Consider the following 15,147-nt stretch of genomic DNA (forward strand, 5'->3'; position numbering starts at 1 on the left):
AAATTGCCACGGAGTGCGGATATGACTGTGGGCTTGGGGGGCCAACGCTAGCGGTCAATTGGGTTACGGGACCATGACTCAACGGACAACCCCAGTTCAACTTACCGGGTTAAGCAATGTGGTAGCGGTACGGCTGTTTTAAGTCAGTCTGTCCATCAAACAGGACGGCACGGTGTGGGTATGGGGTATGTAACAATGCTTAAATGTTGATACTTTAATCCAGTTAGGAGCTTGGAATATGAAAAAAATGATCTCAAAAACTGCCTCATTACTGTTAGTGTTTTCTATGCTTTTCTCTAATGGGGCATGGGCAAAAGATAATAATCAGCTGGAGAAACAAATAGAACAGGACATTAAGCAAACACAAGATCCTTTGGCAATTGTCCCTCCCGTTATACAATCAAACTCAGTCAGTGGAGCCGTGTATGAATCTGACTGGTCGCAAAAGCTGGAGAAAATTAATCTAAAGGCCCTGGAAAATATCGGCAAACGACTTCTCAAGCAAAATCAATTTGTTTATAGCAAAAAAGATCTAGAGGAACTTATCCTCGGTGGTGCGACTGAAGAAGACATTTATTTATCGGATCTACTGGGAAATGAATGGCTGACTAGTCCACGCGGATTGATTGATCAAAAAAGGGATAATAGACAGACATGGGATGAAATTGAAGCAAGCTTGAAGACAGAAAAAGAGAGTAAATTGAAGGAACTCCTTCGTAGTAATCCAAAGGCCGAACAACTTTTCGAAAAAAGAACTATAAATACTGCAGAAAAGATAGAAATTCTGGAAGCAGCAAATAGTAGTAATGGAAGTATATTGGAACAATCTATTAAAAGTTATGAAACAAATGGCCTTAGGGATCTAGATGAGAGAAAAAATACGTCTATAGCGACCAGCAGTGGTTCGCCTTCGGTGATTCAAGATGATGAATATGAGCAATCTGTAATGGACCCAGTATACACATCTGACGGCCTTCTAGAGCAATCCATCAGTTCACGTGAGCAACTTTTTGCAATGTATACGCAGGATACAAACAGCATATACAACGGCTTAATTACCCAGATGCAGATTAATCAAACGACTAAGCCACAATACTCGGATGGGAACGGAACAAGTGAGATGATCGATCCATCTTCCGGAAAGTTGGTGTGGAAGGAGACTGAAATTAATCTGCCGGGAAGAGACGGATTGGATTTGAATATCGGTGTTATTAATCAAAGCAATTACGCATACACTTACCAAATGACATTTGGGATTTCGGGTAATTTGAAAAAGGCAAATTACTTGCTTTCCAGGTATGATCTTGGCACTGGCTGGGCTTTTCAATTCCCATCCATTCAAGTAGCTGAAGGGGGATATCTTTATTACCACAAGGGTGATGGAGCTGTTTATCGTATAGATTTCAATGCTAGTAATAATCCGGATAACTTTACACACTTAATTGGTTACCAGGGCAAAGATATGAAGCTTGTGCAAGATACACAAGGTTTATTTAACAATGGTCAATCCAGCTCTTCCTATTATCTTGAATACGCAAATAAAAAGAGAGAGTATTTTGCAGCGGATGGTCGACTCCTTGGGATCGTTGATCGATACAATAACACCATAACCTTTCAGCATACGGATCGACAAACCTATGACGATCAGACCAATAAGGTGATTTCATCTATTACCGATTCACTTGGTAGAGTCATCACCTTTACTTACGATACAACTTTAAGAGATTCCGATTCTTCTTTCAATGGGGAGAAAATTATTGTATCCGTTAAGGATTTAAACGGGAATGTAAGTCAAACCGTGACTTATATGAAAAGCCGAGGTAATTGCACCTTTAATGGGAATCCCGACGGATACGCTCCTTTCTTATGGTATATACAAAAACAAGATTATTCTCTCACCCAATTTAACTATCACAACTTTCAAAACAATAAATTCGATTATAATAATTCGGTCGATTCAAGCTATGCAGGTTGGGTTAGTTTACATCCTCTTCAATCAATAAACGATACTATCTCTTACACAAACTATCAATTTGAAAAAGTCACTCGCAGATTGGGTAGCAGTGGATTTGGAGAAGAGTACAGAGCAACTTCCAGGAACAACCAAGTTAAGAAGAACTACATCGCAAGTGGTGATTTTAATCACGTAAATTATAGTTATACTGGGGATTACACGGGATATGACCCAGCCAATCCCTACTATAACCCAAGCAGCTTTGTCTATGCGACAACCCAAACGATACAGAGTACGTCATTAACCAGTGGAATGGCCACAACTACAAATTTTAATAACCAAGGGCAGGTTACCTCCACCTCAAACCGTGCCTCCAATGGTGAACGCAAAGTGATCAACTATGTTGCATTCGATCCTACTTACACGAGTATGCCGACAGCTATTGAAAGCAGGGAGTACAGCAGCGACAGCGATTCCTCTCCAAATGTACTATATATGAGTAAACAATACTCAGATTGGGGAGGGGTCCAGGGCGAAACAGCTCCGTTGACGCAGGTACAATATAATGATGCGACAATCAAAAGTAAATATACTACCTCATATACGTACGATCCTACGTATTATTTCTTGAAAACAAGAAGTGGGTATCAAAACAACAATATCCTCCTAAAAGAACAATACGATTATTATTCGAATGGACGGTTAAAGAGTTATTCGAACGCTAAAGGAGAAGTGACGAATTATTGTTATGAAGCACTGGATAGCAATGGGCTAACTTCCAACTGTACGGATCCAAACTCGAATATAGTGGGCAAAATTAATAAGATTAAAACAACGCAAAGCTTAGGCGATGGAAAGACGTCAATTAGCGAAACGATTTTTGATGTTACTACCAATTATGCCTATCCAAGTGAAATCAGAAGCTATTTTACTACGAAGAGCACTACCGGAGAAAATGTGACACAGGTCGTTAAGAAAACAATGGCTTATACTATGGGAACAGGACTATTGGAGAGCGATACAAACGGTAATGGCAAGGTTACATCTTACCTTTACGATGCGCTTGGACGTCCTACCCAAATTAAGTACCCGAGATTTACCAATGCCAATGGTGCTAGTTACGATGTCGTGGATGAAATAAGCTATGTAAATTCTCTTGTACCATCAGGGGCAGATGCTGAGAATGCCTCCGTTAACTCTCTGCTTGTCAGTTCCAAACGCAAGTATACTCAAGTGTCTAACAACGCGATGACTCAGTTATCGAACCAAAATGACTATTATGATGGACTCGGCTTTCTACGTTATTCACAGCAATCTAACAATGGCATTGCTCAGATTACACAATATCGTCTTGACGATTTGACCAGAGCAGTATATGCAATTGACCCGATGAACAATACAACGACAGTTGTTTACGATGCTTGGGGCGCGCAAAAAGAAGCGAAGGATACGTTCGGTAATTTATATGTATCAGAGAGCAATTTGAAATTACACAAAGGAATTCATTATTTCATAGCGGCAACGGATATCCCTGCTTATCGGAACAATCAGTCTCTAAACAACTTGAAGTCCAGCTATGTTGAGCAGGACTTTGATCAATGGGGACAGTTGCTCGTGAATAGGGTGTATAAGGATTGGCCCAATCAAACGGTTCCATTGACTGAGTTGTACACTTATGACATCGCAGGAAATCTAATTACGTATACAGATCCCAAAAAGAATTTGAATAGTGAGGGTGTGACCACGAAATATACGTATGATGCGCTGAATCGGTTGAGCGAAGTCAAGGATGCACTTGGACAAATTACAAAATACCCCTACAATGCAAGTGGTCAAATCACAAATACGACTGTACAAAGTTATGAATCCGATACTCCGAAAGTGATCAGCACAAAGTCTTATAATGAAGTGGGTGGGCTGATTTCCAAATCAGATCCTTCGTCCAACACAGAATCTTATCTATACAATGACTTGGGTCTGTTGCAGCAAAGGACCGATCGAAATGGGACTCTGTTTGCTTACCAATATGATGAACAGAATCGACCGACCTTACTCACTGCAACGGGGGCAGGATCGGTCACACAACAAAACAAATCGATTATTGGTAGTAATGGTATTTTGCTGGATACGCAAGAAGCGTATAATAATGGTGTTAAGTCATCTTCGTTGACAACTCAAATCGATTATTTAAAACGAATAACGTTGATTGAAGTGCAAGGGGCCAACAGTTCATATTCATCTATTCTTGGTATTAGTTATGATAAGAACAACCGGATTATTCAATATAACATTTTGGGGGGTGCATCAACGAACTTCACTACTCAATTTAAGTATGATCGACTTAGATTGGATAAAGTTCAAACCAATGGACAGTTGGCATTAGACAATACAGATGCTGGTAATGTCAAGTATTTGTATTACCCGAATGGACAGATAAAGTCTCTCTCCTATCCGCCATTGACTGACGGCTCAATTCTAAGTACAGAGTATGTGTATGACAATCTGAATCGGATTAGCTCAATGACGAATAAAAAAGGCACTACTCTATTGTCGTCATATAATTATACCTATGATAATAATGGAAATATTGAAACGATTTCTCAGATCTTGATTAATCAAACCACAAAGACTAATTCCTACACGTATGATAAACTTAATCGATTGAATAGTATTACACGTTGGGATGGTACAACTGCAGCCTACACGTATAATCTTAAGGGTAATCGTCAGACATTAAGTGATACGAGAGATTTGCCCTTTAATTTCGACGAAACAAGTTATCAATACGATTTATTCAACACATTAACCAGTACAACAAAAGGTAGTGTGTCAACAACCTTTGATTATTCACCAGACGGCCTCCGTTATCGAAAGACGACAGGATCAACTATCAAACAATATCGATACAATGCAAATCAAGAGGTCATTTCCGAGGTAAATTCGAGCAATGTTGCTACGGCGAACTATGTCCGTGGAGACAGGCTGCTGGTCAAGAAGGATGTAACCACGAATAAGGATTATTATTATTTGTATAACGGTCATGGTGATGTCATACAGATGATCGACACCAGCGGAAAAGTCGTCAATTCCTATGAGTATGACGAGTGGGGGAATATCACGCAACAAACCGAAGAGGTTGCGAATGAATTCAAATATGCTGGAGAGATTTACGACAAGGAAACCGGATTGTACTATCTTCGGGCTCGTTACTATGATCCAAGCATGGGGCGCTTTATTAATGAGGATACGTATGAGGGGCAGATAAATAATCCGCTGACGTTGAATTTGTATACGTATGTTTTTAACAATCCACTGAGATTTTGGGATCCAAGTGGTCATGATGCAATTGGTCAAAATACCAATCTATTTAATATTAATATTAAAATTAGTCAAGCAAAAATAGATTATGAAACAGCTAAGAAGAATAATGATAAAGCTGGAATGAAAGATGCAAGTAAAATAGCCGAAGAACAAAGAGCATTGGCAAAGAAAACATTATCTTTAGAGGACCAAAAGAAAGTATTGAAGTCAACCGATCTACCATATCTATCTCATACGTTTCAAGACGAAAGAACTAAGGAGTACACGACCATTGGTCTTGCAGCGAATGGTGACGTTATCTACGAGCAACAAAAAGGATACACGTACTGGTATCAGCAGAATACTGTGAACGGTGCTCAATACTGGAATGCTCAGTTAGGTAAAATGGTCATTGGTGCGGTAGTGAGTTTTGCTTCAGGAGGAGGTTATTGGGCTGGGGTTGGATCAGCTTCAGCAGCTGGTCTAGTAATTCCAGGAGGAAATGACATAGGTACTACAACTACAATAATATGGCGAACTGATAGCAACGGTAACTCTAAGAATTATGTTATTGACACGAAAGGGAATTCATCAATAGAAGTAAAGGGTTCGTGGGGAAGGAGTTTCTGGGATGGAACTTGGTTCGAAGGATGGTTTGATAAATGAAAAGAATCAATCAAGCAATATTTACTGCGACAACCATTCTAATAATATTATTGACTGCTGGAATAATGAAGGGTATTTTTCTGGGATTATTAATTTTCATATTAGTCTTTGTTTCAAAAAGATACAAAAAAACATCAATTGTAATATCGATAATATTAGTAATCTTAGAGTTATTCGTATTGTATAAATAACCGTTTCGACCACATGCGAGCGTAACAACTCCCATGTGGTTTTTCTTATTTACGGAATGTTAGAGCCGATTGCCAACGACCCGCGAGAAACGGTTAATGCGACACGTCACCCCCGCGAGGGTAAAATGTACCGAGTCAGGTTACAAACCGTCGCAGATGCAAGGCTGGAACGTGAGAACGGTATTCGCGATTAAGCTACTGTGAAAATAAAAACAAGCCGGCTAACCGACTTGTTCTCATTGGCGGGGAAATGTCTTGAATATCTCGACGAGCAACTTCTTCGTCATCTGAATATGTCGAACATCTTTCGCCTTTAGAATGGCAAGCACTTCTTGAAGCGCCGCATCCTTCTTATCGGATGCAGGTTGTTGAAAGGGAGCATCAAACTCAAAGAACACTTTCGGTTCCAGTTCCAGCGCTACAGCGATCTTCGCCAAGTTTTCAAGAGATATGTTGCGCTCTCCTCGCTCTACGCCCCCAATATAGGAATAATGAAACCCACACAACTCGGCAAGCTGATCTTGAGAAAGCCCCTCGCTTTCCGGCAATCGCGGATTCTGGAGCCTACCAAACTACGAATATCTGCCACTGACAACACCTCTAACACGAGTGTAGACAATGATAGGTGGGGGCGTAATTGATAGAAAAGTATCTTTATTTAAGATACTAATAAGTGCCATTATCTTGTATGCTTTTGTCTATATCCGTTGTCGAAAGGGTGTAGAAGATACAGAAGAATGCGAGTCAGAATGGAATAGGCGCGAACACAACTACGAAATCGCAAGGCACGTTTCTACAAGATGTCTCGGCTGTTTAGGCGTGTTTGTGTTAATCGGCATAGTGGTCGTCGTTGGACTGAACTTCATGGAGAAAGGGAATGGGCAAAAAGCGCCGTTTGCGCCATCCTCCGGTTTGGTAAACGCGGGTGAGAATGCGGTCATTAACTCAAAAGGCGGCGGGGCATTGTCGGCGATCACAAAGGCAAAAATGGACGAGTTGACGATCTATGCAAATGCAGGTAACGAAGAAGCGATTCAGCAGATGATGAACAAGGGTGAAGTCATATCGATACCGAACGGAACGTCTGTAACGATTATCAGCCGAAGCGGAGGGAAAGCCCAAATTGAAATAACCGCTGGCGAATATAAAGGCATGAAAGTCTACACGTATATCGAGATGATGAAGAAAAAATAAGAGTTGCCGATCATTTGAATACAGTATCCAGCAGCCGCTTGTGAAAAATGTGCAAGCGGTATTTTTTCATCCACAAACCCTATGCAGGTACAAAAACGGAGGTTCGCAAACATGATGAAAGGTCAGACTGCCTTCTGCGGTGCAAAGACGAAAGGGAACACGTTGCATCAATATCCCGATGAAAAACAGTCGATGTCGGATGCATGGCGGTAAAAGCACTGGACCAAAACAACCAGATAAGTTGAAGGGGATTCAAAATGCGCTTGGCAACAAAGGGCGGTTAATAACCGGAGAATACGAAACGATTACGTGGGAGCGACTTGAGGACTGGGAACGAGAACATATTCGCCAGTATTACGGATTGAAGTCGGATGCACAGGTAAAGGAACCATTTGAAATGGAATTCGTCCGTCAGGCTCGAATGCTGCAACGGATGAACGAATGGGACAAGGATGTAAATAACAATTTCGGTCGACTGCTTCAACTGGAAGATGCGATGACTCGCGTTTCAGGAAATGTTTTGAAAATGATCGTGCTAAGCATAGTGTAGCCAACATAAAAATTGTGGTTGACCATTGGCGATAGGTTGTGCAATAATGAGGGCGCGAAGGCAGAGTATCGCTGTTAGCAACTTCTCATCTTATAAAACATCCATCTTAGAACACTTGTTTTCATCGCTTCGGCGGTGTCAATCGGTGTTCTTTTTGCGTTCTACAAGTTATCCGCAGAAAACGGGTGAACGAGACATTAATTACAATTACTGTGGTGGGAGGGGATTTTCTTGAGGGAGAAAGTCGTCGGCTATGTCCGGGTATCCACATATGGACAAGCCAAAGAAGGATATAGCCTGGCCTATCAAGTGGAGGAAATTGAGCGGCACTGTCAGCAGAACGATTTGGAACTGTTGCAGGTGTACGCGGACAAAGGCATTAGCGGCGCTGCAGTCGATGAAGAAGGGCTGACCGTCGAAAGTGAAGGGTTGCAAGAAATTCTTGCTGATTTGAAAGGTCAGAGGGTGTCGGCGGTTGTTGTGCTGAACACGTCGCGGCTGTGGCGTTCGGATATGGCGAAGGTACTTATTCAGCGGGAACTGAAACGCCATATAGTTGATGTCACTGCCATTGAACAGCCGAACTACAGCATCTACGCCCATGACCCGAACGACTTTCTGGTCAATGGCATGTTGGAACTGCTCGACGGTTATCAACGGCTTGAAATCGCGATGAAGCTCATGCGCGGAAGGAAGAAAAAAGCCGAACAAGGCGGGTATGCGGGCGGCGGTGTGGCGTATGGATACACTGCCAAACGGGGCGGCAAAGTGATTGTGATTGACCCAGAGCAAGCAGTTGTCGTTCGGCGACTGTTTGAACTTCGGGATTGTTTTCCACGATGGTCGTTGTCGCGGCTCGCGGTTCAGCTTAATGCGGACGGATTCTTGACTCGTCAGGAGAAACGATTTACAGACGTTCAGGTCAAACGTATCTTAGACCGCGAAACGTTCTATCGGGGGACGTATCAATACGGCGGGATTGAAGCGGAGGGGTAAAGCGAAATGTGGCACGATTATTTAAATAAATTAACCGAGCGATATTTATACCAATTCATTATCAAAGGGCTGCCTGTCATGGCTCGGCGCTTATTTTTAACGGGCACGACAGTTGATGAATTACAAGACGAGCTGTATCTTGTACTTCTCCATGCGATGCAAACTTGGAAGCCTAACGAGAATATTCATCGTACCTTGAACTTTGCTTCTTTTTATGAAAAAGTAATCGAATTCTATAGTGGCAATCTACTCCATTCAGCTGAGTGCAAAATGATGAAGCATAAGTGAAGAATAAATATTGTTTTCTTTTGTTCGACAGATAGTGACATTTACCGACATTTTCTCTTATGGAAAAATTTGTTTTCAGCAGTATAAAATAGAATCATGTCAATAAATGTTTCAAATATGGGGGTAGTCAGATGATTCGAGTAATGATCATCGAGGATGAAGTGCCAATTTTAGAGATGATGAATCGCTTTGTTTCAACGACTCAGCCTTTTCATGTAATAGGGCTTTTTCATAATTCAAAGGATGCTTTAGAACAGATTACTATTTTGAATCCTGATTTAGTATTTCTTGACAATGAGATGCCTCATATTAAGGGGTTAACGATAGCAAAAGAACTCAAACGAATTAAGCAAGATACCAAGATTGTTTTCACCACAGCATCTTCAACATTTTCTGAAGATATTCGACAATTAATGTTTGATTTGCTGCTTAAACCAGTAATGCCAGAGGATATCGCTCGGATAAGAGATCTTATAGTGAGAAATTATTAAGAGAAGGGTCGTTGAGTTGTTGGAAAAATATGATGCGATATTTATTGGATCAGGGCTGGGTAGTTTGGTCTGCGCCGCCTATATGGCGAAAGCTGGTGTGAAGGTAGCGATTTTGGAAAAGCATACGATAACGGGTGGTTTCGCTACGTCTTTTCGTCGAAAAAAATGGGAATTCGATGTCTCCCTCCATGCGATGAGTGATTGTGCAGAAGGGGGGCAGTTACATGATGTGCTCCAAGAACTTGGAATATATGATAGATTACGTCTTGAAAAAACTGAGATCTTATATCGCTGTGTTTACCCTAATGGAAGTTTTTCGGCGGGTTCAAATTATCAGCAAATGCTTCGAGAACTTATTGAACAACATCATGAAGATGCTAATGGTTTGAAAGCACTCATTAATGAGTTTATCAAATTAAACGATGAACTCCGAAGTATGCGGAGGGGGTTACCAGTAAATTCTACAATATTTCGAAAATACAAAAATTATACGCTGAAACAAATGCTTGATGAGTTCATTCAATCTCCCCAACTACAAATGAAAATTTCCGCATTATGGGGCTACTTTGGCTCACCACCCGATGAATTATCCGCTATTTATTTCGTTAATGGATGGGTTGAGTACCATCTTTATGGGGGGTATTACCCAACTGATAGATCACAATCGATTTCAAACTTACTAAGGGATTTGATTATATCAAATGGTGGACATATTTTAAACCGGCGCAAAGTAAACAAAATAATAACGGAAGATGGAGTGGCAATCGGAGTTGTGACCGACAAGGGGGAGGAGTTTAAAGGTCATTACATCGTTTCAAATGCTGACCTACAACAGACTTTCAGAGATATGGTCGGTTTTGATAAACTTCCAGTGGATTATGCCGAAAAGATAAGAAAAGTTGAACCAAGCTGTTCTACTGTGCAAGCATATCTCATCTTAAATGGAGATCTAAGACATGATTACGGAGAAGAGGCACATGAAATATTTATTCATGAAACCAACGATTATAAAACACTCGCCGACGACTTGCTTCACACTCGTGAAGAACGGCTTCCATTTTGTGTAACTTATTATGAAAATATAATAAAAGGTTACAGAGATCAAGGGAAGTCTACTGTTTCGATTTTCACTTTGAGTAATTATGATGATTGGTGCGATTTAGATGAGCGGGAGTATGAAACAAAAAAAGAAGAGTCATTAAAGAGTCTGATAAACCGGATGGATCATTACTATCCTGGTGTGAAGCAAAAAATAGAATATGCGGAATTAGCCACTCCAATGACAGTAGAACGGTATACCGGACATTACAAAGGTGCGATATATGGGTCGGCTAAAACGGTTGATCAATTGTTAGAAAACGGAGTTAACCAAGTTACACCAATCAAAAACCTTTTTTTGGTTGGGGGTTGGACTCGAAATGGGCACGGTTATAGTGGCGTTATGGTCGGTGGGGCTCGTTTAGCTAATATGTTACTTCTAAGAAGACGACGTCAGCGCATCAAAGGGGAGGGCCAGACAATTTGTTAAATGGACAGAATTTTTTAGTCACTGGTGGGACTAGGGGAATTGGACGTTCTACGGTCCTCTCTTTAGCAGAGGCAGGTGCCAATGTCGCTTTTACTTATCGAAATGGTAAAGAACAGGCGGAACAACTATATAACGAGCTATCGGCATTCCAAGGGAACTACGTTGGATTTCAGGCAGACGTCCAACAATTTGAGGAAGCTCGGCAAGTCATCAAACAATGTAAGGAAACTTTAGGCGGGCTTGACGGGCTTGTTCTTAACGCTGGCATTACTCGAGATAAACTTCTTTTTATGATGTCTGAGGAGGACTGGGATACTACCTACTCTGTCAATTTGAAAGGTACCTTCAATTATGCGCGTGCGGCCATCTTCGACTTCATAAAGCAAAAGTCAGGTCGAATCGTATGTGTAAGCTCGATTAGTGGTCAAATCGGTGTATCTGGTCAAACAAATTACTCTGCCACTAAAGCTGGACAAATTGGATTTGTAAAGTCTTTAGCCAAAGAAGTTGCAAAATTCGGGATTACGGTGAATGCTGTTGCCCCAGGATTCATTCATACGGAATTGTGGGGAGAAATCCCAAAAGATCAAAGAGAACAGATTTTACCGCAAATTCCTGTCGGTCGACCTGGTACTGCGGAGGAAGTTTCTAATGTCATTCGTTTTTTATTATCAAAACAAGCAAGTTACGTTACAGGAAGTGTGATTACCATAGACGGCGGATTAAGCGCCTAACTGTATGTATTGAAAAGAGGAGAGATTATTCTATGAATCAAGAACAATTAATAAATGAGCTTCGTGTCATTATTGCTGAAACGATAGAAATTGATGATTTCACAGATGATGAAAACTTTATTAGTGATTTGGGAGTCGATTCCATGATGATTATTGAAATTGTCGCTCGACTAGAAAAGAAATATCGGATCGATATAGAAGAGAGCTATCTACATCAAATGACAACATTTAACCAACTAGTTGCCACAGTTAAAGAGATTATGGAAAGCAACGGTCAGGTTGGAGGAGGTAGATGAACAAACGAGTTGTAATCACTGGGATCGGCGTATTGACTCCGGTTGGATCGGGCAAAGAAAAATTTTGGTCCGCTATCAGTGAGGGCCGTATTGGTACATCTCGTATAGAAGGGTTCGACACTTCAATGTTCGAAGTCCATAACGGCGGGGAAGTTAGAGATGTAGATCCATCTAGCTATATGCGATTGTTAGATCCATTAGCAGCCCCACGTACAACTCAACTGGCTGTCGCGGCTGCAAAAATGGCAATCGAAGATGCAGCTTTCCATTCAGAAGAATACTTGACGGAACGTAGTGGTGTTTGTATTGGAACAACTATTGGTAATGGATCAATCATCGAACAGGATCATGACAGGCGCCAAAAACAAGGAACAAAGTTACCTCCTGATTACATACGGAACTTCCCTATATCATATATTTCCGCTGCCGTTGCGACAGAATTGGGATTTGAAGGGCCGAATTTAACGGTCCCTACAGCGTGTGCTGCAGGAAATTACGCTATCAGCTGGGGAGCCGATCTAATAAAGGACGGTATGGCTGATATTGTTTTGGTCGGTGGCTCTGATGCTTTATCACGTTTTTGTTACACAACTTTTCACCGACTTGGGGCAATTGCTCCTGACCGTTGCCAACCATTTGATAAAAACAGGAAGGGCATGATGGTTAGCGAAGGGGCTGCAGTATTGGTCCTTGAGGAACAAGAGAAGGCTTCAAAACGCGGTGCACGTATTTATGCTGAATTTTTAGGTTATGGACTTTCTTGCGATGCGCACCATCCTACAGCACCTCATCCGGATGGACTGGGAGCTATCTTAGCAACTGAGCGTGCACTATCAGACGCAAATGTGAAAGCCGAAGATGTTTCATACGTTAGTGCGCATGGAACTGGCACTAAGGCAAACGACTCCACTGAGTCCAAGGCGCTTCGGAAAATATTCGGGGAGCTAATCGACTCCATACCGGTTAGTTCCCTTAAATCGATGCTTGGTCATACGATGGGTGCGGCAAGTGCCATTGAAGCAGCTGCCTGTGCATTGTCGATATATAATTCAATAATTCCGCCTACCATTAATTACGAAGTACCTGACGAAGAATGCGTTCAAAACATAGTTCCCAATGAACCCATGTTTTCTCGTGTCGAAGTTGCTGTCAGTAGCTCATTTGCTTTTGGGGGTAACATATCCATTATTGTACTTGGGAGAATAGATAAATGAATGACACTCACGATTCGATCGTTATTACAGGTCTCGGGGTTATTTCTGCATTTGGTAGCCACCCTGAAAATGTTTGGGACGCATTAGAGAACGTTCATAATGGGCGTGTGAAGTTAAATAATTATCTCAATGAGTTCTTTACCTTGGAAAATGTAAGCGGCATACCTATTCAGAATTGGAATCCAGAAGAGCTTCTTGGTAAAAAAGGACTTCAGTACATGCCACTAAGTGCAAAGTATTTAATGGGGGCAGCTTTACTTGCTGTCAGAGACGCTTGGTCAGAAGATCAAATGCCGGCACCTGATCAGTTAGGCCTAGTCGTAGGAAGTAATTTTGCAGGTGTGAAAACGTCTGTAGTTTTTGACCACACAACAATTACAGAGGGTCCGAAATATGTGAGCCCAATGGAAGCTCCGAACGGACTTGCAAATTCTCCTGCTTCTTATCTGGCGATACGGATTCGTTCTCGTGCTTGCAATACTACGATCTCGACCGGCCAAAACGCTGGAATCGACGCCCTCGGTTATGCTATGAATTTGCTTCGCAATAAGCGGGCTACAAGTGTAATAGTCGGTGGGGTAGAGGAGTTAAACTCAAGGGTACTATGGATTTATGAAAACAGTGGATTGTTACCCGGCAAGGAAACAGACACGGCAGGAGTTCCATTTAATTCAAATAGTTCAGGTATCGTGCCTGGAGAGGGCTCAGCTGTCGCTGTACTTGAGTCTAGGTCAGAAGCTGAAGCTCGAGGTGCGCATATATATGGCGAGTTAGTCTCATGGGGCAGCTCATTTTCAACTGACATACGTCCTGAACGGCGGGCGAATGCCTTAGAAAGATCGATTACACAAGTTCTGCAAAAATCTGGTCTAAAAAAAGAAGAGATCCGATTAATCATTGCAAGTGCCAATGGATGCAATCCCCAGGATCGGGCAGAAGCTACTGCGCTTAATAATATTTTTTCTGAGTATCAACTGCCAATCATGACCGTGAAGGAAACATTGGGAGAAACTTTTGGTGCAGCGGGATTGTTCCAACTTCTGAGTGCAGTTGGGGTAATGACAAGGGGGGTCGTGCCTCCTACGGTCAACCTTAGTCCAAACACTGAGCATTTGAATGTCTTGTCAGGACTTAGTTCTACCAAACGAAATTTGGAGATGTCAGGTTCAAATATTTTGCTTACAAGCCAGGATACGTTCGGATCTTCCAGTGCTCTTTTGGTTAGAGCGACTTGAAACATTACTATGATTGATCTTTTGATTATCGTCACGACAAGGAGACTCACTAATGAAACCGTTATACACATACGATGAGGTGCGTCAGTTGCTTCCTCAATCGTATCCTTTTCTTTTCATTGATGTTGTAGAAGCACTTGTGCCCGGAGAAAGAATAATATGCCGGAAAAACATAACAGGTAATGAATGGATGATACCTGGTCATTTTCCGGATAAAACAATTTATCCTGGCGTTTTGCTCATCGAATCAATGGCGCAAAGCGCTATTTTATTAGGGAAGCTAAGCCCTTCGATCCACATTGATGACACAGCTAGCTTTCTACTAACTGCTGTAAAATCGAGGTTCGTCAACCCAGTTGTTCCAGGAGATCAGCTGAGGATCGAGTGCGTGTCCATCAAATGGTTTAGTGCACAAGGCATGGTCGAAGCAACAATTCGCGTTAGGGACGAAACTGTAGCAAAAGCCGAACTAATATTTTCAATGGCCAGGAATACATAGAAAAGGGTGTA

Annotated in this window: 13 protein-coding genes and 1 pseudogene; 13 read left to right on the forward strand and 1 reads right to left on the reverse strand. The window is 41.7% G+C overall.

Translation table 11 applies throughout. The annotated features are described in order from the left end of the window. The first annotated feature begins 25 nt into the window (after window positions 1-25). A complete protein-coding gene (locus tag D7Z26_RS27935) occupies window positions 26-142 on the forward strand; it encodes an RCC1 domain-containing protein (protein ID WP_120977238.1) in 117 nt (38 codons plus the stop codon). A 96-nt stretch (window positions 143-238) separates the two neighbouring features. After that, window positions 239-5,920: an RHS repeat domain-containing protein gene (locus D7Z26_RS12180; protein WP_120977239.1), complete on the forward strand. Its 5,682-nt coding sequence runs from the start codon at window positions 239-241 to the stop codon at window positions 5,918-5,920. Between the two features lie 427 nt (window positions 5,921-6,347). Here the strand turns inward: D7Z26_RS12180 and D7Z26_RS12190 are convergent. Beyond that, window positions 6,348-6,700 (reverse strand): annotated as a pseudogene (locus D7Z26_RS12190) (helix-turn-helix domain-containing protein). 29 nt (window positions 6,701-6,729) lie between these two features. On the opposite strand from D7Z26_RS12190, the gene D7Z26_RS12195 reads away from it, so the two are divergent. The 11 genes from D7Z26_RS12195 (at window position 6,730) to fabZ (ending at window position 15,136) form a co-directional block, all read left to right on the forward strand. Then, a complete protein-coding gene (locus tag D7Z26_RS12195) occupies window positions 6,730-7,305 on the forward strand; it encodes a hypothetical protein (protein ID WP_120977241.1) in 576 nt (191 codons plus the stop codon). 178 nt (window positions 7,306-7,483) lie between these two features. Further along, entirely contained in the window at window positions 7,484-7,855 is a 372-nt protein-coding gene (locus tag D7Z26_RS12200; protein WP_407643505.1) for an HGGxSTG domain-containing protein, read from the forward strand. A 231-nt stretch (window positions 7,856-8,086) separates the two neighbouring features. Further along, complete coding sequence (locus D7Z26_RS12205) at window positions 8,087-8,851, forward strand: recombinase family protein (RefSeq protein ID WP_120977243.1); 765 nt, start codon at window positions 8,087-8,089, stop codon at window positions 8,849-8,851. Window positions 8,852-8,857: 6 nt separating this feature from the next. Then, the gene (locus D7Z26_RS12210) at window positions 8,858-9,139 is read left to right on the forward strand and encodes a hypothetical protein (protein WP_120977244.1); all 282 of its coding nucleotides are present in this window, start codon (window positions 8,858-8,860) and stop codon (window positions 9,137-9,139) included. 131 nt (window positions 9,140-9,270) lie between these two features. Next, a complete protein-coding gene (locus tag D7Z26_RS12215; RefSeq protein ID WP_120977245.1) occupies window positions 9,271-9,630 on the forward strand; it encodes a response regulator in 360 nt (119 codons plus the stop codon). Window positions 9,631-9,646: 16 nt separating this feature from the next. After that, entirely contained in the window at window positions 9,647-11,158 is a 1,512-nt protein-coding gene (locus D7Z26_RS12220) for a phytoene desaturase family protein (protein WP_158602286.1), read from the forward strand. Continuing rightward, complete coding sequence (gene fabG / locus D7Z26_RS12225) at window positions 11,152-11,892, forward strand: 3-oxoacyl-ACP reductase FabG (protein WP_120977247.1); 741 nt, start codon at window positions 11,152-11,154, stop codon at window positions 11,890-11,892. Before D7Z26_RS12220 ends, fabG begins: the two co-directional genes overlap by 7 nt. Before the next feature lie 32 nt (window positions 11,893-11,924). Further along, window positions 11,925-12,188, forward strand: coding sequence for an acyl carrier protein (locus tag D7Z26_RS12230; RefSeq protein WP_120977248.1), 264 nt, complete (start codon window positions 11,925-11,927; stop codon window positions 12,186-12,188). After that, window positions 12,185-13,402, forward strand: coding sequence for a beta-ketoacyl-[acyl-carrier-protein] synthase family protein (locus D7Z26_RS12235; RefSeq protein ID WP_120977249.1), 1,218 nt, complete (start codon window positions 12,185-12,187; stop codon window positions 13,400-13,402). Before D7Z26_RS12230 ends, D7Z26_RS12235 begins: the two co-directional genes overlap by 4 nt. Next, window positions 13,399-14,637: a beta-ketoacyl-[acyl-carrier-protein] synthase family protein gene (locus tag D7Z26_RS12240; protein ID WP_120977250.1), complete on the forward strand. Its 1,239-nt coding sequence runs from the start codon at window positions 13,399-13,401 to the stop codon at window positions 14,635-14,637. The genes D7Z26_RS12235 and D7Z26_RS12240 overlap by 4 nt, the downstream gene beginning before the upstream one ends. Before the next feature lie 52 nt (window positions 14,638-14,689). Continuing rightward, window positions 14,690-15,136 (forward strand): 3-hydroxyacyl-ACP dehydratase FabZ, encoded by a 447-nt coding sequence (fabZ, locus tag D7Z26_RS12245; RefSeq protein WP_120977251.1) that lies wholly within the window; start codon window positions 14,690-14,692, stop codon window positions 15,134-15,136. Window positions 15,137-15,147: the final 11 nt, after the last annotated feature.

This window comes from Cohnella endophytica (genome assembly GCF_003628305.1).
In the GTDB taxonomy this organism is placed as follows: Bacteria; Bacillota; Bacilli; order Paenibacillales; family Paenibacillaceae; genus Cohnella; species Cohnella endophytica.